This is a genomic window from Bacteroidota bacterium (genome assembly GCA_023957335.1).
GTDB lineage: Bacteria > Bacteroidota > Bacteroidia > NS11-12g > UBA955 > JALOAG01.
This window is the reverse complement of sequence record JAMLHC010000006.1, coordinates 66,327-88,769: the sequence shown is the minus strand read 5'-3', so window position 1 is coordinate 88,769 and position 22,443 is coordinate 66,327. Positions and strand designations below refer to the sequence as shown.

The 22,443-nt window shown below is 38.9% G+C and carries 20 protein-coding genes; 19 read left to right on the top strand and 1 reads right to left on the bottom strand.

Going from position 1 to position 22,443, the window contains the following annotated elements:
* Window positions 1-57: 57 nt before the first annotated feature.
* From moaA to M9892_11500, 7 genes are read left to right on the top strand one after another with little or no spacing between them, the layout of a single operon-like run.
* Window positions 58-1,044: a GTP 3',8-cyclase MoaA gene (gene moaA / locus M9892_11530; protein ID MCO5254981.1), complete on the top strand. Its 987-nt coding sequence runs from the start codon at window positions 58-60 to the stop codon at window positions 1,042-1,044.
* Between the two features lies 1 nt (window position 1,045).
* Window positions 1,046-2,227 (top strand): molybdopterin molybdotransferase MoeA, encoded by a 1,182-nt coding sequence (locus M9892_11525; protein MCO5254980.1) that lies wholly within the window; start codon window positions 1,046-1,048, stop codon window positions 2,225-2,227.
* A 2-nt stretch (window positions 2,228-2,229) separates the two neighbouring features.
* Window positions 2,230-2,964 carry a sulfite exporter TauE/SafE family protein gene (locus tag M9892_11520; protein ID MCO5254979.1) on the top strand — a complete coding sequence of 245 codons (735 nt, stop codon included), beginning with the start codon at window positions 2,230-2,232 and terminating at the stop codon, window positions 2,962-2,964.
* Window positions 2,964-3,542 (top strand): molybdenum cofactor guanylyltransferase, encoded by a 579-nt coding sequence (locus M9892_11515; GenBank protein ID MCO5254978.1) that lies wholly within the window; start codon window positions 2,964-2,966, stop codon window positions 3,540-3,542. The genes M9892_11520 and M9892_11515 overlap by 1 nt, the downstream gene beginning before the upstream one ends.
* On the top strand, window positions 3,539-3,781 hold the full coding sequence (locus M9892_11510) for a MoaD/ThiS family protein (protein ID MCO5254977.1): 243 nt from the start codon (window positions 3,539-3,541) through the stop codon (window positions 3,779-3,781). Before M9892_11515 ends, M9892_11510 begins: the two co-directional genes overlap by 4 nt.
* Window positions 3,782-3,785: 4 nt before the next feature.
* Window positions 3,786-4,898, top strand: a complete 1,113-nt coding sequence (locus M9892_11505) for a HesA/MoeB/ThiF family protein (protein MCO5254976.1) — start codon at window positions 3,786-3,788, stop codon at window positions 4,896-4,898.
* Window positions 4,891-5,334: a molybdenum cofactor biosynthesis protein MoaE gene (locus M9892_11500; GenBank protein ID MCO5254975.1), complete on the top strand. Its 444-nt coding sequence runs from the start codon at window positions 4,891-4,893 to the stop codon at window positions 5,332-5,334. Before M9892_11505 ends, M9892_11500 begins: the two co-directional genes overlap by 8 nt.
* Before the next feature lie 21 nt (window positions 5,335-5,355).
* Here the strand turns inward: M9892_11500 and M9892_11495 are convergent, their stop codons facing one another.
* On the bottom strand, window positions 5,356-6,102 hold the full coding sequence (locus tag M9892_11495; protein MCO5254974.1) for a Crp/Fnr family transcriptional regulator: 747 nt from the start codon (window positions 6,100-6,102) through the stop codon (window positions 5,356-5,358).
* A 400-nt stretch (window positions 6,103-6,502) separates the two neighbouring features.
* On the opposite strand from M9892_11495, the gene bcrC reads away from it, so the two are divergent.
* From bcrC to M9892_11435, 12 genes are read left to right on the top strand one after another with little or no spacing between them, the layout of a single operon-like run.
* Window positions 6,503-7,690, top strand: a complete 1,188-nt coding sequence (gene bcrC, locus M9892_11490) for a benzoyl-CoA reductase subunit C (protein MCO5254973.1) — start codon at window positions 6,503-6,505, stop codon at window positions 7,688-7,690.
* Between the two features lie 30 nt (window positions 7,691-7,720).
* Entirely contained in the window at window positions 7,721-9,013 is a 1,293-nt protein-coding gene (gene bcrB / locus M9892_11485) for a benzoyl-CoA reductase subunit B (protein ID MCO5254972.1), read from the top strand.
* A 20-nt stretch (window positions 9,014-9,033) separates the two neighbouring features.
* The gene (locus M9892_11480) at window positions 9,034-10,461 is read left to right on the top strand and encodes an acyl-CoA dehydratase activase (protein MCO5254971.1); all 1,428 of its coding nucleotides are present in this window, start codon (window positions 9,034-9,036) and stop codon (window positions 10,459-10,461) included.
* A 24-nt stretch (window positions 10,462-10,485) separates the two neighbouring features.
* Entirely contained in the window at window positions 10,486-11,349 is an 864-nt protein-coding gene (gene bcrD, locus M9892_11475) for a benzoyl-CoA reductase subunit D (protein ID MCO5254970.1), read from the top strand.
* Window positions 11,350-11,368: 19 nt separating this feature from the next.
* Window positions 11,369-13,117, top strand: a complete 1,749-nt coding sequence (locus tag M9892_11470; protein MCO5254969.1) for an AMP-binding protein — start codon at window positions 11,369-11,371, stop codon at window positions 13,115-13,117.
* On the top strand, window positions 13,108-14,325 hold the full coding sequence (locus tag M9892_11465; GenBank protein MCO5254968.1) for a 2-hydroxyacyl-CoA dehydratase family protein: 1,218 nt from the start codon (window positions 13,108-13,110) through the stop codon (window positions 14,323-14,325). The genes M9892_11470 and M9892_11465 overlap by 10 nt, the downstream gene beginning before the upstream one ends.
* Window positions 14,322-16,166, top strand: coding sequence for a 2-dehydropantoate 2-reductase (locus M9892_11460; protein MCO5254967.1), 1,845 nt, complete (start codon window positions 14,322-14,324; stop codon window positions 16,164-16,166). The genes M9892_11465 and M9892_11460 overlap by 4 nt, the downstream gene beginning before the upstream one ends.
* 17 nt (window positions 16,167-16,183) lie before the next feature.
* Window positions 16,184-17,380 carry a thiolase family protein gene (locus M9892_11455; GenBank protein MCO5254966.1) on the top strand — a complete coding sequence of 399 codons (1,197 nt, stop codon included), beginning with the start codon at window positions 16,184-16,186 and terminating at the stop codon, window positions 17,378-17,380.
* Between the two features lie 10 nt (window positions 17,381-17,390).
* Entirely contained in the window at window positions 17,391-19,481 is a 2,091-nt protein-coding gene (locus M9892_11450; protein MCO5254965.1) for an enoyl-CoA hydratase-related protein, read from the top strand.
* A gap of 8 nt (window positions 19,482-19,489) precedes the next feature.
* Entirely contained in the window at window positions 19,490-20,548 is a 1,059-nt protein-coding gene (gene had / locus M9892_11445; GenBank protein MCO5254964.1) for a 6-hydroxycyclohex-1-ene-1-carbonyl-CoA dehydrogenase, read from the top strand.
* A 15-nt stretch (window positions 20,549-20,563) separates the two neighbouring features.
* Window positions 20,564-21,667, top strand: coding sequence for a 6-oxocyclohex-1-ene-1-carbonyl-CoA hydratase (gene oah / locus M9892_11440; GenBank protein ID MCO5254963.1), 1,104 nt, complete (start codon window positions 20,564-20,566; stop codon window positions 21,665-21,667).
* 1 nt (window position 21,668) lies between these two features.
* Window positions 21,669-22,442: an enoyl-CoA hydratase-related protein gene (locus tag M9892_11435; protein ID MCO5254962.1), complete on the top strand. Its 774-nt coding sequence runs from the start codon at window positions 21,669-21,671 to the stop codon at window positions 22,440-22,442.
* The last annotated feature ends 1 nt before the right edge of the window (window position 22,443 follow it).

Sequence of the window (22,443 nt, the reverse complement as noted above, 5' to 3'; positions counted from 1 at the left end):
ATCAATTTATGACAAAAATCATATTTGAATAATCTTCTTTATCCTTTCTTTGTTTGTATGTTGGTTGATTCATTCGGCAGAGTACATGACTATCTAAGATTGTCGCTTACAGATAAATGCAATCTACGTTGTGCATACTGTATGCCTTATGATTTGCCTAATGGATTTTATGCCAACTCAATTCGATTGAATGCTGACGAAATTTTTGCCATTGTAAAGGTTTTTGTCGGACTTGGAATTAAAAAAATCAGAATTACCGGTGGAGAGCCATTGGTCAGAAAAGAGTTTAGGAAGATAATAAGTCTTTTATCAGGTTTGCCTGTTGAACTTGTACTCTCTACCAATGGAGTGTTAATAGATGAATTCGTTGATGATATTGAGAATGCCGGTATCAATTCGGTAAATGTCAGCCTTGATTCACTCAAGCAAGCAACATTTTTATCTTTAACAAAAAGAGATTTTCATCAAAGAGTTTGGACGAATATCCTCCTTTTGTTAGAACGAAATTTTAATGTCAAGGTTAATACAGTTGCCATGAAAGGAATGAATGATGATGAGATTGTTGATTTTATAAGGCTTACGCAGAACTATCCTCTGCACATTCGTTTCATAGAATATATGCCTTTTATGGACAATGGTTGGCACAAAGATAAAGTTATAACCTTCGAAGAAATTATTGCGCTGGCAAAAGGCAAATATGACTTCGAGCCATTGAAAATACCGCAACACAGCACATCCAAAGATTTCAAAGTCAAAGGCGCAAAAGGAACTTTTGGTGTAATCACAACTATGAGTAATCCATTTTGCGGTGATTGCAACAGACTCCGATTGACAGCGGATGGTAAAATAAAGAATTGCTTGTTTGGAAAAGAAGAAATTGACTTGTTGTCCGGTTATCGAAATAATAAAGATATAAAGGAGTTGATTTTACAATCAGTTCAAAGTAAACATGCTGTGATGGGCGGTCAGTTTGACAAGGAAGGTTATCTTAAAACCTGTGCTGACAATATTGATAACAGAAGTATGGTTGGAATAGGAGGTTGATATGATAGAGGTTAAAGAGGCAATAGAAATATTGAAAAGTAACTTAAGCACATTGCCTAACGAGAAGGTAATTGTCCCTAAGGCATTAGGGAAGTATATTGCCGAAGACATTATTTCTCCTATGAATGTTCCGTCTTTTGATAACTCAGCAATGGATGGATATGCAATCAGTTTTGTAGAAAATAATAGTCAATATTATTTGGAATCTACCCGTTCGGTTGCCGCAGGAGATACAGCAACTCATGTTTTGCAACCGGGGAAAGCAATGCGCATTTTTACGGGAGCACCTATTCCCAAAGGCGCAGATACCGTGGTGCAACAAGAGTTAGTTTCATTGCAAAATGGGACAATCTCTGTGGATTTGAACTTGTTGCAACAAGGCAGTCACATTCGTTATCAAGGAACGCAGTGTAAGGCGGGGCAAGTCATTGTAAAATCTGGCACTTTCGTGAATGCAGGGGTGATTGCATTGTTGAGTTCTGTGGGTATAACTGAAATAAATGTTGTACGTAAACCGAGAGTAGGACTTGTTGTAACAGGGAATGAATTAGTTCAACCCGGTAATCCTCTCAAGTCGGGTCAGGTTTATAATTCTAATGAGGGTGCTGTGTTTGCTTTTCTTCAATCTATGGGAATACCTTGCTATGTCTCAAATACAGTCAAGGATGATAGCCAAGAATTAACTTTGATTGTAAGAAATGCTATACAGGAGTATGACGTGCTTATTCTTACAGGCGGTATTTCGGTGGGAGACTTTGATTTTACGTATAATGCTTTGTCTGCAAATAAAGTTGAAACACTGCTATATAAAGTAAAGCAAAAGCCAGGCAAGCCTTTGTATGTTGGGAAAAAGGGAAATACCCTAATCTTTGCGTTGCCAGGGAATCCGGCAGCCGTGATTTCATGCTTTAACCAATACGTCAAACCAAGCTTAAAAATGATGATGGGGGGGGTGGATGCTTTCGCTCCATCATGTTTGTTGCCGCTTGCGCTTGATTGGACTAAAAACACAAATTTAACAACCTTTCTGAAGGCTAAGGTGTCAGATAATAAAGTGGAAATTTTGAAAGGTCAAGATTCTTTTGATCTGCAAGCATTTGGAGAGGCTAATGCGTTGATTATGGTGTATGAAAACGAGATGGCAAAACAAAAGGGAGACTTAGTAGAGGTGTATTATTTGTAGAAATGGCAGAGCATTATTCCATATTTCTATTGTTGTTAATGCCATTGGCAGCATTTCTCTATTCCTCTGTAGGACACGGAGGGGCTAGCAGTTATATTGTGTTGCTGACTTTGTTTGGTTTTGCACCTGTCGAAGTACGTCCGGCTGCATTGGTATTGAATATTGGGGTTTCAGCAATTTCATTTTATACTTTTTACAGAAAATGCGATTTTCCATTCAAATTGTTTTTGACCTTGATTCTATTCTCTATGCCGGCTGCATACTGGGGAGGTACTTTTACTTTGGACATAAAAGTTTATCAAAAAGTGCTTGGGGTCTTACTCTTATTGCCTATTTCAAGATTGTTTGGAATTTTTAAAGTAAGAGAAGGGAAGCCCATTGCTCAAAATTTTGCAATCATGGCTTCATTAGCTTTCCTCATAGGTTTTGTTTCGGGAATTGTGGGCATTGGGGGAGGTATTTTGCTTTCGCCCATCCTTATTCTTTTTGGTTGGGCAGATTTGAAACAGACAGCTGCCGTGAGCGCTTTGTTTATTTTTATGAATTCAATTGCCGGCTTGTTGGGTGCGGGTGTTACAGACTTTTCATGGTTGCCTCATTTTGAACTGATTATCCCTCTCACACTTATCGGTGGAATATTAGGTGGATATGTGGGTGCTAATAAATATAGCCCCCCTGCTATGAAATACGCCTTGGCTTTTGTTCTGACTGTGGCTTCTATTAAGTTTTTGTTATAATGATGATAAACAACATTGATATCTATATTGCAGCAGGAGGCAAAAGTAGCCGAATGGGGCAGGATAAGGGATTGTTGAAAATCAACAACAAACCTATGATTGTCTATATTGCCGATATGTTACAAGAAGCCGGTTTGGGTTTTACTGTTATTGCAAATGCAGATGAATATTTGCATCTGGGATATCGTGTTATCAAAGATGTTGTAAAAGAAAAAGGTCCTATGGGTGCGCTGTACACCGCATTTTGCCATACAAATAAACAATATGTACTGTTGCTGGGTTGCGACACTCCTTTTTTCCCGTATCCTGCTTTAAAACGATTGATTGAGAATACCGGTAAAAATCAAGTGACTGTAATACAAAATCATAGCGAAATCAACCCGCTACATTGTAGTTATGCCATCACGCTAAAAGAAAAAGTGAAATCATGTATTGAGCATAATAAATTAAAAATGCAAGACATGATTCTGCAATCAGAATATCAATTGATTAACATAGATGATATAGCAGTTCAATTTCCCAATGGATTTATTAATATGAACGAACCTCAAGATTTGAAACAATGTGTGCTAATATGACTCAACATAAAATAAAACTTCTGGCTTTTGGAATGGTTGCCGAAAAAATCAATCAATCAAAAATAGAGATTGATTATATTGACAATTCCGACAGCCTGAAGGCTTGGATTGTAACTCAATATCCTCAGTTGAAAGATTTGAAATATTCAATTGCTATAAATCATAAAATTGTGCAGGCAAATACCGCTATACCCAATGGTGCCGAGGTGGCTTTGCTCCCCCCTTTTTCCGGAGGATAATGAAATGAATAGGTTTGACCGACAAATACATTTAAGAGGTTTTGGTTTGAAAGAGTTGGCTAAACTTCAACACGCATCTGCTTTGGTTATTGGGGCAGGCGGCTTGGGTTGCCCTGCATTGCAGTATCTTGCGGCTGCCGGAGTTGGCAGAATTGGAGTAATGGACGGAGATACAATCAGTATGTCCAATCTGAATCGTCAAGTATTATACGGTGAGTCTGATGTAGGCAAGAAAAAAGCGATTGTAGCGGGTAATGTATTGTTGGAAAAATATAGCGATGTCAAGATTGAAATCATTACGTCTTATCTCAACACTAATAACGCTTTGGGCATCATCTCTTCTTATGATATTGTTTTAGATTGTACTGATAATTTTACAGTCCGATATATGGCAAATGATGCTTGTATTTTGCTCAACAAACCTTTGGTGTATGGGGCTATTTATGAGTATGAAGGACAAGTAAGCTTGTTTAATGCAGCAAATGAAACCGGACAAGTTTTTAATTACCGTGATTTATTTCCCATTCCTCCCGATGTTGCAGCAATTCCAAATTGTGCCGAAACCGGAGTGATTGGAGTGTTGCCTGGTATTATTGGTGCAATGCAGGCTGCAGAAGCCATTAAATATCTGACTGGAATCGGGAGGACGTTGGCTGGCAGGGTGTTATACTACAATATGGAGCAACAGCATTTTTATGAATTAGATATTACAGCATTGCCTGAAAAAATCTCTTACAGACCACAATCAGGAGCTGAGTTCCGAGAATTTGACTATGCGCTCTCTTGTTCTGCGGTTCCTTGTATTGATTGGGAAAGAGCCTATGAATTTTATATGGTTCAACCTAATCAAACCCTTTTTGTTGACATACGAGAATCTGACGAAGAGCCTAAAATAGGACAAGTAAAATGTATTCGAATTCCATTATCGGATTTTGACAATGCAGATTTTGATACCAGTGGATATACTCGTCTGCTGGTCTTTTGTCAACACGGAATCAGAAGTGTCAGAGCTGTCAATTTGTTAAAAAAGCAATTTCCTGAAAAAGAGATTTTTTCCATTAATGGCGGGGTGATGGATTCTTGCTCACCTGTTAACAAAACTTTTTACCATGCATAAGCCTAAGAATATTTTTGTACAAGGTGCAATATCGCCACAGAAAATTGCTGAAAGCATTTCGCATCACAGCACTAAAATAGATATAGGTGCACATAGTATCTTTTTAGGACAAGTTCGTGCAGATATTAAAGAAATGGGTGTGGTTGTAGCCATTGATTATACGGCTTACGAAGACATGGCAATTGCAAAAGCACATGAAATAAGAGAGTCGGTTTTTGCAAAATATGAATTGACTTGTATGCACATTTATCATAGCCTTGGTGAAGTAAAATCAGGGGAGATATCACTCTTTGTATTTGTTTCCTCCAAACACAGAAAAGCAGCCATTGTAGCCTGTGAGGAAGTGGTTGAAAGGGTTAAAAAGGATTTGCCGGTTTGGGGTAGAGAAATATTAAACAATCAGCATAGTGTGTGGAAAGACAATAGTGGAAGCTAAGAGAGCACGCCCTTTGCTGTTTTATTCAAGGATAGAGTTGGGGTTAAGAGGAGAGATAATATTCTTGAGTTTATTAATGTTGTCAATAATAATTTTTCTTCCGTGTTTATGAATTAGTCCTTCTTCCTCGAATTCGGTGAGTTGTCGCACTACCTGTTCGTTGGAAGTACCTGCAACAGAGGCTAAGTCTTCACGTGTAAAATGCACGTCCAGCATATTCAAATAGTTGACACCAAAGTTATTGTATAACAAAACTAAGGAATAAGCAATTTTTTCTCTGATAGTCATTTGAGCAATGATTTTTAACCTTTCTTCTACTTTTCTCAGTTCATCCGAGTAATAGAGAAGCATAGCATAAGTAAATTCAGGGTTGTTCATAAAGATATTGTGCAAGGTGGCATTGTCAATAAAACAAACCTGAGTATCATCCATAGCAATTGCGCTGATTGAATATGTATCACTACCTAAGCCGCGATGTCCCAATACGTGTCCATCTTTGGAAAATCGAACTATCTGAGGCTTGCCGGTAAAGCCGATCGAAATAACTTTCACTTTTCCTTTTATGATGAAATACAAACCCAATACAGGTGCACCGGCATTGATAATGTTCTGTCCGCGATTATACGTAGTCTGAAATTTCTTTTTATCTATTAAAGCATGCCATTCCTTAGCGATGTGCTTTTTAATAAAACAATTGGAATCTTCGCAGTTATTGCAGCTTAATTTCTTCTTGAGTGTGCTTTGGTCGCTTATGGTTTTTAGAGCCAAGATGTTTGATGTTTAATTCGTTACAAAATTAGCTAAATAGATATAAGTACACTCTTTGTACAATCAGGACTATGTTTTCTTTAATTTTGAAATGCCTGCAATATTTTTTTTGATGATTTGAATTTGCCTTTTTTTATGGGTTTTGTCTTTTAGTTCATATTTAACTAACACGTGTTAATATTTATCGAGTAATTATTTTGTGCATAACTTGAAATCTGGACTATAAATGTTCAATTTGAGTTCAGATTAATTCTAAATTAACTCGTCAATATTCTATATATCAGCATTATACATAAGTTATTTTTTAAATAGTCTTTGAAACTTTAAATATGACAAAAGTCATGTATTTTGGGATTTGCCTCTTTTAAGATTGCCTTAGTAATTTCAAAAAGCTAAGATAATGGGAGACATTAATACATTAATCAGTCGTTGTGAAGAACTTGCTTTCGACTTAAATTTTACACATGCAAAAGAGTGGAAAAAAGCAGACGCATCCCGTGTGATCGTTGGTTATATGCCTATTTATTTTCCACGAGAGATTATCCATGCAGCCGGTGGTTTGCCTGTAGCCATATTTGGCGGAGGCGACCGTAAGCAGATTATAAAAGGAGATGCTTACTATCAATCCTATATATGTCATATTCCAAGAAGCATTATTGACATGGCTTTGGATAAACATTTTGACGGATTTGATGGTTTTTTATTCCCTTCTATCTGTGATGTGTTGAGAAATCTTTCTGGAATTTTTAGGACAAAAGGCTTTGGTAAGTTTGTGAAATACATGGACTTTCCTCAAAACTTCTTACCCGAAGTGGGAGGTGTGTTCTATCAAGATGAAATGCGCCATGTGTTGCATTATATTAAAGAAATTAATGGCTTGGAAGTTACCCCCGAGAGACTAAACCACTCCATAGCATTGTACAACAAAAACCGCAGCTTGATTGAGTTTATTTATGATATACGCGAGAAATACCCTTGGAGATTATCCATGAAAGATTGGTATCATATCCTGCGTGCGGGCACAGTCATCCCGGTAGAAGAGCACAATGAAATTTTAGAACAAGTGGCTCAGTATGTTAAAGACAATGTTGGACAAAGGCAGGATAAAGTGAAGGTGGTATTGTCGGGGGCTTTTTGTGAACAACCCTCAGTAGGATTAATTAGATCGGTAGAAGAGGCAGGTTGTTATATCGTTGATGACGATTTGCAGTTGGGCTCTCGTATGATTATTGGTGATATTGATGCAAATACAAATGAACCTCTTGCTGCAATTGCACATGCGTATATTTATCAAAGCCGTTATTCTTCTTCTATTTATGATGTCGAGAACCCTAAAGAATATCGTTTAGCGAAGATTGTGGAAGAACGCAATGCTGATGGAGTCATTTTTGCTTCTGCAAGTTTCTGTGACCCGAGTTTGTTAGATGCCCCAATTTTTCAGAACGCTTTTGACAGAATGGGTATTCGATATATAGCATTCCAGTTCAGCGAAAATATTAACCAATTTAAAGTGATTAAAGAACAAGTTGGAGCTTTCTCTGACTCTATCAAACTATGGGAGGACGAACCCATGCCCGTTGAGTCATAACAAAATATTAATTAAATAAAAAACACAAATATGGCACCTCAAGACGTAATCAAGGAAAGGAGTATGATTCTTCAAAAAGAAATGATTGAAGGATTATTTAACGACTTAGAAAAAGCACATGAAACAGGCAAAAAAGTCTGTTACACTTTTGTGCCCGGCAACCTTTCTGAGCTAATCAGAACCTTTGATATGCTGCCGGTTTATCCTGAAATAAATGCACTGCAAAGTGCTATGCGCAAAAAATCAGCCGCTTATATTAAAGAAGCCGAAAGACATGCCCACTCTGAAGATGTTTGTACTTATGTGAAATGCGATGTTGGGATGTTAATGAAAGGAAATATAGGTCCAACAGGACAAAAACTGCCTCCACCCGATATTCTCTTGCTCAGTTACACAGGTTGTTTCACATTTATGAAATGGTTTGAAACCCTAAAAAGAGAATACCCAAATGCGGAGGTTGTGATGATTCACACTCCATATCAAGAGGGTGGAAAAATGACCCCTGAGATGATAAACTATATGGTTAAGCAAATGCACGAAGAGGTTATTCCTAAAATGGAAAGGGTATCAGGAGTGAAATATGATGAAAATAAGCTAAAGAAAATCCTTGAATTTTCCAAAGAAGCCGAAGATTGGATTACTAAGATTTTTGAAACTCCCAAGCACAAACCTTCGCCCATTGATGCCTACTTTGCCGGTGTATATTATATAGGACCAATCAATATCGGTTTCAGAGGGACACCCGAAGCGGTTGAATATTACAAAGAACTTTACAGTGAAATTCAAGAAAGAATTCGCTTAGGATTGGGACCTGTTACGCCCGAAGGGGAGATGAAAGAAGAAAAATTCCGTCTTGTAGTGGAGGGACCGCCTAATTGGACAAGTTTTCGTGAGTTCTGGAAAATATTCTATGACATGGGAGCGGTGATTGTAGCCTCATCTTACACTAAAGTTGGCGGTGTATATGATTTAGGCTGGCGACACGACCCTGAAAAACCTTTGCAATCACTAGCGGAATATTGTATGAATTGCTACACAAATCTCAATATTCCTCAACGTATTGATTTGCTCACCAAATGTATTGAAGAATATCAAGCAGATGGCTATGTAACAAACTCTATCAAGAGTTGCAATTCTTTCTCAGCCGGTCAGTTGGCAATGATGAGAGAGATAGAAGATAAATTGGAAATACCGGTTGGTTTTATTGAATCAGACCTTGTTGACCCGCGCTATTTCTCGTATTCAAATATCAAAAATCGTTTAGAATCCTATTTCCAAATGCTTTCACAACGTAAAATGATGGAAGCGGAAGAAGCACATTAACTTTTAAAAAACTTGAGAAAATGAAAAAATACTATTTAGGAATTGACCTTGGCTCTACTACCTCTAAGGCTGTTATCGTAAACGAAACAGACGAAATTGTGGGTAGAGGGATTACAAACACCAGAGCCAATTACAAAGTCGCGGCTGATATTGCCCGTGAGCAAGCAATTTATGACGCACGCTTCAATCTGATTGAAAAGAAAATGAAAGAAAGCATTGCTGACATGCCTGAATTCAAAACATACATGAAAGACCTGCGAAGTGTTTTCCAGTATTGTCAGTTCAGAAGAAGAATGGACAGCTTGGCTGATATGCTGATTAAAACTGCATCGGAATCAACACACCCCGAAAAAGATACTATCGTTGAAAGATTAAGAGCAATCATTGCAGTTATCCGTCCGCAGATGCGACATGAATTTATTCACGAAGGCTTGGGAAGTAAAAATCAATTTTTCAGAGACATTGTGAGCGAAAAATACAATTCAGAAGTAGGCAAAATGGAACCTAAATTTTATGAACCCTTAATGCTTGCTTTCGATAAAAGTATCACACCTATTGAAAATGAAATGGTGGAGTATAACTTTAAAGATTTGGTGTTAGAAGCCATGGATATTTTGGAAGAAAAATACAAAGGATTGGCGGATATGCAAGAGGATGGAAGCAAAGAGGATTGGTACTATTCAGAAATGAATGCAATGAAAAATCAATATAAGAAAATTGGGCACACCCTGCATTCGCATATTGAAGAAATTGCAGATGAAGAGATTTATATAGCTAAAATGGTGGGAACCGGCTATGGTAGAGCTTTGTTGCCCTTTCCCGAAGATTGTATCAAGTCAGAGATTCTATGTCATGCCTTTGGTGCGCATGCTGTTTTTCCTAACACCCGAACAGTTCTGGACATTGGCGGACAGGATACGAAAGCAATTCAAGTAGATAAGTACGGTTTGGTTACAAGTTTTCACATGAACGACCGTTGTGCAGCAGGATGTGGTAGATATTTGGGGTATATAGCAGATGAATTCGGTTTGTCGCTGAATGAACTTGGACCCGAAGCCAATAAAGCCAAAAAAGAAACAACAATTTGTTCAACTTGCACTGTGTTTGCCGGTGCGGAGATTAAGGAATTGCTACATAATGGAGAACAAAAGCCTGATATTCTTGCCGGCTTACACAAATCAATTGTGCAACGCGCAATGTCGCTTATTGCCCGCTCCGGTGGTGTGAAGAATGAATTCACTTTTACGGGTGGAGTAGCAAGAAATGAAGCCGTATTAAAGTATGTCAAACAAATGGTCATTGACTCTTATGGCGAAGTAACCATGAATATACATACGGATTCTATTTTTATGGGAGCTTTAGGCGGGGCTATGTTTGCCCGCAGAAATATTAGTGCGGACTTGCCTCAAGGCACTATGGTTAGGGAAACAGGAGGCGAAGTAAGCTAATCAATTATTATTATTATTATTATTATGGGAAATACTATTTACACTATGGGGATTGATGTTGGTGGCAGTTATGTCAAAACCGTACTGATGTCTTATGACAAAGAGAGCGGACAACATCGTCTGATTGACAAACAAACCGAAAAAATCAGAAAAAGGGATCCTAAGGATGTGGCGCACGATTCGATTGACATGATTTTGGAGAGAAACAACCTAAATTATGAAAAAGATATTGCCTACCTGGCTTCAACCGGAGAAGGAGAAATGGTTGATAAAAAAACAGGACACTTTTACAGTATGACTACCCACGCCAGAGGCGGTATTTTTTTGACTCCCGGTGCCAGAACCGTTGTGGATATGGGTGGTTTGTATGTAAGAGCAATCAAAATTGACGAGCGTGGCAAAGTGCTTGACTATAAAATGACGGGGCAATGTGCTTCAGGTTCAGGGCAATTTATTGAAAATATATCTCGCTATCTCGGCTTAGCTGTAGAAGAAGTTGGAGATATTTCTATGCAGGCAGATAATCCTGAAGTGCCTTCAGGTATTTGTGCAGTCTTGGCAGAAACGGATGTAATCAATATGGTGTCAAAAGGTGCTTCAACTCCCAATATTATTAAGGGAATTAATATTTCTATAGCACAAAGAGTTGTCAAATTGCTGAGTTCTCTTAAAGCAGAATCACCTATTTCTCTGATGGGTGGAATGGGCATGAACAAAGGAATGATTCAGGCAATCGAAGAAGTGGCTTCTGAAAACAAAAAGAGTGACATTAAATTTCAATCTCACCCTGATGCTATTTTTTCAGGAGCCATTGGTGCTGCACTTTGGGGTGGATACAGATATCATGTCTTGAAGGAAAAAAGTGGACAAGAGTTAGTAGCGTCTTAAAAAACTTAATTGAATCTCTATGACCAAGACTTTACCATTCAGACCTGTTGCCAATGAGGTAATGCAAAATTTGGCTATAATGTTTGAACAGAATAGCCGCAGATTTGCTGATAAACATATCTTTTGCCAAAAAGATAAGGATAATGAATATCAAGGGATTAGCTGGAAGTCTTTTTATGAAGATATACTCAATATAGCATGGAATCTACAAAAGGCAGGAGTGGCAAAGGGTACTAAAGTAATTTTGTATTGCCCCAATTCACTGCAAATGCTAAGAGCAGAAATGGCTGTCATGACTATGGGTGCTATTGCAGTTCCGATTTTTGCATATTTCAAAAAAAATACATCTGAACTGCTCATCAACCATTCGGATGCTGAGTTTATCATTCTTGCAGGTCATTTTCAATTTAATGAACTAAGTTCTAAATTACCTAAAATAAAAACTATCTGGACTTTTGATGAAGTCAGTAACGATACTACTTATCAAGTCAGAAATTTTGCACAACTACTTACAAAAAGAGAAGATGCAGACTTCACACTCAATACAGATGCACAAACCACCGACATCTGTTTGAACATGTACACATCCGGTACAATGGGGGTGCCAAAATGCGTACAACTAACCCATCAAAATATTCTTTCGCAACAAGCCTCTATTCATGAAGTACTCAAGGTAGAATCCGGTGATAGGTTTTTGTCATACTTACCTTGGCATCATAGCTTTGGAGGTATTTTTGAACTTTTCAGTGCCTTGTACAATGGTGCAACCTATTATTTGGAGAGCAGTTTTGGGAAGGATGCTAAAATTATTTTTGAGAATTGGACTAAGGTAAAACCTACTGTATTCTTCAGTGTTCCAAAGGTTTACCAAGCGCTGTTTGAACTAGCCAAATCCAGCAAGGACGCAGAAGAAGCATTCTTTAATTCAGGGCTTAAATTTATTTTTACCGCAGCCGCTGCTTTGCCTCAAAGATTATCAGATGAATTTGAGAAACGCGGTATCAATGTGATTGAAGGCTATGGTCTTACAGAAACTTCACCTTGTTGTACCTTGACAAACCCACACTTGAAACGCGAGACAGGAGTGGTTGGAATGCCTATACAGGGAGTTCACATTAGAATAGGGAAAGATGATGAAATTCAAGTGCAGGGTCCCAATGTTATGCAGGGTTATTACAAAAATGACGAAGCCAATTTCGGTGCATTTACAGAAGATGGATGGTATCGGACGGGAGATGTAGGCAAAGTGTCCGACAATGGACTTCAATTGATTTCACGCAAGGACAGAATTTTTAAACTCTCCAATGGTGAAAAAGTCATACCAACTGATTTAGAAAAAGCCATAGAGCTAAAGTGTCATTATGTGCAATATGCAGTGGTAGCAGGTAGTGGAGAGGAGTTTCCTGTTGCATTGATTTTTCCCAATAAAAAATTACTCAATCAGCCCGACTATGCCATTACACCTGAGCAGGGCTGCTTTTGTCCCAGAAATATCAACGAAATGGGGCATTGTTTGACAGGTTGTTTGCAGTTAGCAAATCAATCTATCGGGCAAAAATTTGCTAAAATCAAGTCCGCAGCCATTATTAACGATGAGCTTTCATTAGACAACAACATGCTCACACCTTCTATGAAAGTGGCTCCCAAAAATGTGCTTGAGAAATACAAAACACATCTGTATAATCTTTATGGAGACAATGTTCCTACAGACGAAGAGGTGTATATCATAGAATTAGATTCCAACAATAACTTTAAGCGATGTACATAATCAAATCAACAGAGAAAATGAAGGCTATCATGGGCAACTATTTCCGCTCGCTTGAAAATGGCGAGAAGAAGGTTGCTTGGTGCACCAGTGTGGGACCAGCCGAACTTTTACGTTCTTTTGGATTTGAAGTGTATTTTCCTGAAAATCACGGAGCCTTATTGGGCGCAACCCGCACGGCTATGGATGTAATTCCGGAAGCCGTTAAAATGGGATATTCAGGTCATGTCTGCTCTTACACTACTGCCGATATTGGTTCGTATTTGAGAAATGATACACCCCTGAAAAAGCACTATGGTATGAAAGGTCATCCCAAACCGGACCTTATTGCTTTCAACACCAATCAATGTAGAGAAGTACAGGATTGGTTCTATTTTTTTGCCAAAGAATTTAATTGTCCGGTTGTAGGGATTACACCCCCTCGCTATTTGGAAGAAGTTACTCAAAAGGAAGTGGATTTGGTAGTTGAGCAATTCAAATCCATGATTCCTATTTGCGAGCAAGTGAGCGGACAAAAATTTGATGAAGCAAAGTTCAAAGAAACGGTGCGTTTGAGCAAAGAGGCTACTTTGTTGTGGCAAAAAGTGCTCAAAACCTCAACTGCCATGAATGCTCCAATCAGCTTTTTTGATGGTACTATCCATATGGGACCTATTGTTGTACTGCGAGGTACACAGATTGCCAAAGACTATTATACTGAACTGTTGGCAGAGTTGGAAGAAAACGTTAAGAATAATGAGGGATTTCTACCTAAAGCAAGAACAAGAATTTTTTGGGAAGGAATGCCTATTTGGGGCAAGTTGCGAATGTTGAGTGATTTGTTCACGTCAAATGGTGCAGCTGTTGTTGCTTCAACGTATTGCAGCAGTTGGGTTTTTGACAAGTTTGACGAAAATGATCCTTGGAATTCAACCGCAAGAGCTTACACCGAAATTTTTATTAATCGTGGTGAAAAAGCCAAAATGAGAATGTTGAGTGACTGGTTTAAGGAATATCGCATTGATGGAATTATTTATCACGATTCTAAAACTTGCTTTAATAATTCAAACGCCAAGTTTGGTATGCCGCAGAGGTTAAAAGATATAACCGGAGTACCTGCTCTGGTAATAGAAGGAGATTTGTGTGATTTGAGGTTTTTTAGTGAAGGACAGAGCATTACCAAAATTGAAACCTTTTTAGAACAATTAGAAGAAAATATTGTGTTAAAATGAGCAATAACAAGCAAATAAAAGTGGGCATTATTGGGTTGGGCCCGGTGGGGGGGATTCTTGCCGTGAAACTTCAACAGGCCGGTTGCGAAGTGGCTCTGTGCATTAGAAATGAAGTAAAACGGAATAAAATTATTAATGAGGGTATAATTCTCGAAAATGTGTTTCAAGATAAGGCACGCTTTAACCATGTTTTTGAGAATGTTGATGATTTTGTAAACCTCGATTTGGACTATTTAATTTTTGCTGTCAAGACTTATCATGTGCCGGATTTGCTCAAATCAACGTCTGCTTTAATTACCGAAAAACTGACTGTTGTTGCTGCACAGAACGGAATAGACACTGAACATCTTTATACTTCCACTTTTGGTGATGGAAAGGTTTTGCGAATGGTTGTAAACTTTGCCGGGAACCAAATAAATCCCAATACAATTAAGGTCAGTTTCTTTACACCGCCCAACTATTTAGGTTCTATCAATGACAATAGAAGGGCACAAGCAGATGAATTGGCTCAAATTCTCACATCTGTGAATGTAACAACCGAAGCTGTTTCAGCTTTTGATTTAGTGAAAAAAGTATGGCACAAAACCATTCTCAATTCTTCGCTCAGCGCCCTTTGTGGTGTGGGCAGGCTGACTATGGCGGAAGCAATGTCAGACCCCGATACGGTTGAATTGATTGAGCAAACTATCAGCGAAGCAGTAGGAGTTGCCGAAACTGAAAAAATCCGTTTTGACGATAATTTTATAAGGGAATGTATGCGCTATCTCAAAAAAGGGGGAGATCACTTCCCTTCTTTAGCGCTTGATTTAATTAATGGAAAGGAAACTGAAATTGAGTTTTTTAATGGAAAGATTGTAGAATATGGACGCAAACACTACGTGCGTGCTTCATTAAACTTGTCTTTTACCAATATGGTAAATGCCATGACAAACAAAAATATCATTTCGCGCATGCCCGGAATTACAACCGACATAAGCCGCAAAATTTTGAACAAAGGTTTGACTATTAATCCCGAATCGCTGAATCAATACAAAAAATCAGATTGCTTCTTGGGTATTGACTTGGGTTCAGCCTACACTAAGTTTACGGTTATTGATGACAAAGGACAAGCATTATTCAGATATTTCCTGCCCACATTAAACAATGATAAACAGGCATTCAAAAATGTAATGCAGTCTATTAGTACAAATTTTAATATCGTCATGAGTTGTGCAACAGGCTATGGGCGCAAACATTTTACAATGTCTGATATTGTCAAAACAGAGATTAATTGCGCAGCAGCCGGTGTTTCTTTGGCTTGTCCGGGAGAGAAAAACATCATTGATATTGGCGGGGAAGACATCAAAATTATTCGTTGTGATAAGGACGACAATGTACAGAACTTTTATATGAATGATAAGTGTGCTGCAGGAACTGGAGCTTTCCTTTCAGAAATTGCAGAACGAGCTTCTATCAATATTGCTGAAATGAGTACGCTGGCTTCTCTTTCCAACTATGAAAAAGAACTGAATAGCTTCTGTACTGTGTTTGCAAAGACAGAAATCATGAATTGGATTTTTGACGGAATGTCACTCGAGGATATATCGCGAGGTGTCTATAATTCTATTGCCAACAAGATTGCCAAAATGCGTATCGATCCCGGTATTCCAACTTATATGATTGGCGGAGTGATAGCGCATCATCCTTATCTGAAGCAGATTTTGAGCGAAAAGTTTGATTTGAAAATAAATATTATTGAAGCTCCTCAATTTGTGGTTTCCTATGGTGCGGCAGTAATTGCAGCAAAGACGTTTGCCAAAAAGGGAAAAAATGAACCCGAACCGGCTGAAGCAGAGAATTAATGTATATAAAGAAGTAAATGAAGCAAGCGAATAAATTAACACAAGAAGCACGAATACCCTATGGAACATGGGGCAGTAGCTATTTCCCTGCATGGCAGAGTTCACCTTTGGCAGAGGTCAATATAGGACAGTTTGCAGGCGAAGCAATGGCGCGCATCTTATCTAAGAGAAAGGTTTCGACTTCGCATTTAGATTACCTGATGATAGGTTCAACCGTTCCTTGGCATTTCAAATTTTGGAATGCAACTGTTGTGGCTAATTGTATGGGAAGAAGAATACCGGGTTTTCATGTGGAGCAGGCTTGTGCAACAGGGTTGCAAGCAGTTGTTTTGGCTGCAATGCAGGTGCAATCCGGTGCAAGTGAAGTGGTGGGAGTGTTGACATTCGACCGAACAAGTGATTCGCCAGCTAGTGTTTTCCCCGAAAGAAGAGCCTATCGCAGAACTGAAGTCATCAGTGATGTATGGGATAATTTTGGCTTTGACCCTTCTACTGAAAAAGCCATGATTACTTCTGCCGGCAATGTGGCAAGAAAATATAAAATTGATAGAAAAGAAATTGATGAACTGACCGCATACCGTTACCATCAATATTTTCAAGGTAAAGAAAAAGGTTTTCTTGATAGAGTTACCATGCCTTTAGAGGTGTTAAATGTTCAAGGTAAGTCAATGGGGGTAATTAGCGAGGACCTTGGAGTCAGGAAAATTTCTTTGGATACCCTGCGTGCCATGAAAGACCTTGATACTTGTGTTACAAGCGGAACTCAAACACATGCGGCAGACGGCATGGCTACTTTGTTAGTTACTTCTGCCGAAAAAGCAAAAGCAATCAGCACAAGGCCGGAAATCAATATCAGTTTTGTTGCAAAAACCGAAGTGCGCGTATTGCCTTCTTCCATGCCTGAAGCTCCTGCAATAGCTGTAAAAAAATTGTTATCACAAACCGGTTTGAACATGGATGATATGGTTGTGGTAAAAGACCATAATCCCTTTGCAATCAATGATGCTGTATTTGCGAAAGTGATGAACTACGATTGGCATAAAATGAACAATAACGGCAGTCCTTTGGTTTGGGGACATCCCCAAGGTCCAACACTTACCAGAGTAATCATCGAAGCCTTAGAGGAAGCAGTGGATTTGGGGGGAGGTTATGTGTTGGTTTTTGGTTGTGCTGCCGGAGATGTGGGAATAGCTTCAATTTTTAAAGTAAACTGATAGGAGAGATATGAAGAAATTAATGAGAAAATCAACGCTGGAAGCCCTTGACTTAGGAACTGTTGCAGATATTTTTAATACAGGCAAACTACCGGTTTCTTTGGAAGAAATTGTAGATAAGGTTTTTGGTGATAAACATAATCGCGGTGCAATGGTAATTTCGGGTGCAGGTGGCATTGTGGGTGCCGGCAAAGTGATGCAATTTGCTTCGCGATTGATGGAAATGAATGTGCCAATCATCGCGCTGGATTTGCCGGGTGCGCCCGATGGAATAGCCCGACAATACAAGGGTTTGCAAGCCTCTTTTGGGACAGAAGGCGCAAATCAAATTATGAAGAATATTGTAAAGTTGAATTATGACGGCAATACACTGCCCGAATCTTTAAAGCAATACAATCCTAAGTTTCTGTTAGAAGCCATTCCTGAAAAGTTAGAACTCAAAAAAGCACATTATGATTTGTTCAAAAATGAATACCCCAATATTCATATATGGTCTGTAACTTCAGGATTCCCGTCCAAAGAGCTGGGAGTGGGCATTGCACATCCCGCTTTTCCGCATGAAATCAACAAAGTTTTTGAAATAGTAGAATCCAAACCCTCTGCACATACGCATCTTTTGTGGGCAATGGGCTTAATTCCAATGCAGGTCAGCGATGATTGGTCATTTGTGCTGGATGTGTTTTTCTGCGGATTACTTCAAGCAAGTATTCAGTTTTGCAATCGGACCAATACTCCTTATTGGAAAACGGATAAATATATACGCCAAATTATGGGACCTAATCCCTTCAGAGCACATGACGTGATTGGTGCAAAGGGTTCTAATTTCCTTACCTGGTCTTGTTTGTATCATTTAGGAAAAGAGTACGGAGCTTTGTTTGAACCAACTGCAGAACTGACAGAAAGAAAAGAAAGTGGGCTCAATTGGTATCCCGCCAATCATTTCCGTCCTCTTGTGGGCTGGCAAATGGATGAAGAGCAGTCAGAAGAATTGAAATCTATTGTGTATGGTGCGTTGATTCAAATGACTACAATCATGTTGCATGAGAAGCGTGCTGATTTGGCTACTATGAATGCAATAGGCGAGTTGTGTGCTCAGTTTACCAATGGATTGCCCGCCTTTATCCGCAGAATTGGAACTGAGAAAGCATTAGAATATGTGAAAAAATACCATGCTCTTGAACCCAATGCCGCAAAAACAAAATGGTACCCGGAAACATTGCAAAATTTGAATTCTCCGGAATGGCAGCAGTTATATGTGAATGCGGAACATGATGGAACCAACGGCTATATCTGCATAAGCAGAGAAAGTTATAATTATGATGTCAATGCGGAACTCAATCGCGCTATTGACTGGCTGCACAAAGAAGGCATCCACAAAGTTGTACTCACATCTGATTTTCATTTTTCAACTCAAATGGTAGGAGCGGATACAACAGAATTTTTTCCGGCTGTAACGGATAGTAATATCGGTGAGAAAATTTCTGCAGATTGGTCAAAAACTGCCAGAAGATTATACCATGAATTTGAAATTTCAATAGGTTTTGTCAATGGCAAAAGATGCATGGGCGGGATGCTCGAATTGATGATGCATTGTCAATACTTGATAGCTCCCACACAAGTTAAGTTTGCAATGCCCGAAGTAACACTGCCGGTTATTCCCGGTATGGAAGGCTGTCATTGGGTGTTTCGCAAAACAAGTAAAGATGAACATTCCGTGATGCTCGATATGCTGATGCATGGGAAGCAAGTAAATGCTCAACAAGCACAAGGATTTTTGGTAGATTATACAGGTTCGCTCCAAGAATGCCTTGTCATGACAAAGAATATCCTTGCTAAAGGCGATGCAGCATTGACAAAACGCTCTGTTGTGAAAGAAGCAATGCCTCATATTGCTTCTGAAATCGAAAAAGTTAATTGGTCAGACAATCCCCTGATTCAATCTGCTCAAAAAGAAATTGCAGATTGCATCATTGCTGCTTGTTCCGCAAATATGGAAGATGCCTTACAGGTTCAGGCAAAGGTGTCGGCAAAATTTATGTCAGGACAGCTGTTCCGCAAAGGGAAAATAGGTCTTGAATATGATAAAATGATAAATAATTAGATATACAGATGGAAGCAATCAAACAATGGCAAATGACAGCACTTAAAGCTGATTTTATTTTGGTAAAATCTCCTATGCCTACCGTAAAAGAAGATGAAGGATTGGTTAAAGTAGCCGGTTGCGGGGTCTGTCATACGGATTTGAGCTTTTGGCACGATGGCGTAAGAACCAAAAAAGAAATGCCATTGACTTTAGGACACGAAATCAGCGGTACAGTCATGGAAGGTCCTGTACATCTAAAAGGAAAAAATGTGATTATTCCTGCAGTATTGCCATGCGGAGACTGTGAATTATGCAACAAAGGCAGAAGTAATATTTGTCAAAATCAGTTAATGCCGGGTAATGATTTTCATGGTGGTTTTGCATCACATATTGTGGTACCGTATAAATACCTATGCCCTGTGCCTGATGCGGTGCTTCAGAAATATAAGTTGGAAGAACTGTCCGTAATTGCAGATGCAATTTCGACTCCTTACCAAGTTGTGAAAAAGTCGGAATTAACAAGCGGAGATTTGGCAATTTGTATTGGTGTGGGCGGTGTGGGTGTATATGGAGCATTGATTGCTAAGATAATGGGTGCTAAAGTGCTTGCGATTGATATTAATGATGAAAAGTTAGCACAAGTAAAAAACAATGGTGTCCATTCTACTCTCAACACCAAGGGTATGGACATGAAAGAAATAAAAGCCAAGGTTAGGGAAATCGCTCAGGAATTAGGTGCGCCCAAATACGGTTGGAAAATTTTTGAATTTTCAGGTACTACTGCCGGTCAGGATTTAGCCTTTAACCTCATCACTTATACATCCACTTTGAGTATCGTGGGCTTTACCATGAATAAGTTAGAAGTGCGATTGAGCAACTTGATGGCTTTTGATGCTAAACTCATTGGTACATGGGGTTGCAAACCGGAACTATATGCTGAAGTAGTAGAGCTGATTACAAGTGGAAAATTGGATATCAAAGACTTTGTTCAGATTTTCCCTATGAGCAAAATCAACGAAGTTTTTCAAAACACATTATCTCATAAATACACCAAGCGAACCGTATTGATTCCGGATTTTAATTAATTGAAAATAAGCAAAATGGAAGCATTAAAAAATCATAATATTGTAGAAAACTATAGCTACACAGACATTATTTACGAAAAACGTCCTTGTTTGGATGCGGACAATTCACTGGTACAAGGATTGTACAACGCCTGGATTATCATTAATAATCCTAAACAGTATAATTCATATACAACCAAAGCAGTCAAGGAAATTATCCTAGCTTTTGGTGAAGCCTCAAACGACCGTAGTGTTGTAGCTGTTGTTTTTACCGGTGCAGAGGACAAAGCATTTTGTACGGGTGGTAACACCAAAGAATATGCAGAATACTATGCCGGAAATCCGCAGGAATATTCACAGTATATGCGCTTGTTCAACGACATGGTTTCTGCCATCATGAAGTGCGAAAAACCGGTTATTTCTAGGGTAAACGGAATGCGAATTGGTGGAGGACAAGAAATTGGAATGGCTTGCGATTTCACGGTAGCCAGCGATTTGGCTCGATTTGGTCAGGCAGGTCCCAAGCATGGAAGTGCTGCTATTGGTGGGGCTACTGACTTTTTGCATCTTTATGTGGGTGTAGAAAGAGCGATGTATTCACTTTCGTTGTGCGAACCTTGGACAGCACATCAAGCCCTTAATTATGGGATGATTACTGATATTGCCCCCGCATTGAAAGTGGAAGGTAAGTTTATTCCAAACCCATTGGTGAATATTGAAAAATATGCGGATGAGTATGGCAGGGTGATTTTTGGTGCAATGAAAACAGGAGAGGCATTTGCCAAAGGAAAAGAATTGATGGCAAAAGGCGAAGTGGATTTGTCTAAATTAGATGAATTGGTAAATCGTTTGATTGCAAAGCTTTTATATACTTTCCCAAATTGCTTGCATAAAACGCTGTCGGAGGTACGCAAGAAAAAATTAGAACATTGGGATAAAAATAAGGAAAGCAGTCGGGAATGGCTGGCGCTTAATATGATGTCTGAAGCCAAAGCCGGATTTAGGGCGTTTAATTACGGACCTAAAGATAACAGAGAAGTTGACTTTATTAAACTACGTCAGTTGTTGGCGCAAGGTCATGAATGGAATGAAGACCTCCACCGTGTCATTTCACCTCAATTTAAAACAGAAAACAGATAGTATGGAAAAAGTAAATCTAACTTATTCGCATCATGGTTCTGTTGCTAATCTTGTTTTAAATGATGGTAAGGGCAATGTGTTAGACAATATTATGATGTTGGAATTATTGGATTGTTTCAAAGAATTTGAACAAAACAAAAATCTAAAACTGATTGTTTTTCAAGGCGAAGGCAAGCATTTTTCGTTTGGTGCAAGCGTGGAAGAACATACCCGAGAATTTGCAGAAATGATGTTGAAGACTTTTCACGAAATGTTTTTTACTCTTTCAAAATTGTCAATCCCTACAATGGCAAAGATTTCAGGACAATGTTTGGGTGGAGGAATGGAATTGGCAATTTTTTGTAATTTTTTGTTTGCAGACAAAACAGCCAAGATGGGGCAGCCCGAAATTGTCTTAGGTGTATTTCCACCCCCGGCATCCATTATCCTTCCCGAAAAAATTGGGCTGTCAAGAGCAGAAGAATTGTTGTTGTCCGGTAGAAGCATAGACGCAGAGGAGGGGTTTCGCATTGGCTTAATACACAAAGTATTTGATGACAAAGAAGCTCTTAATGCTTCAACGGAGGAATGGATAGAGAAGAACATAGTGCCCAAGAGTGCATCATCGCTACGGTTTGGTGTAAAAGCTTCAAGGGCGAAATTCAATCATGTATTGAATAATTTTTTACCTCAATTAGAACAACTTTATACACGTCAGTTGATGGCAACCGGAGATGCTAATGAGGGTATTCAGGCATTTTTAGAAAAACGTCAACCGGCTTGGACAAACGAATAAA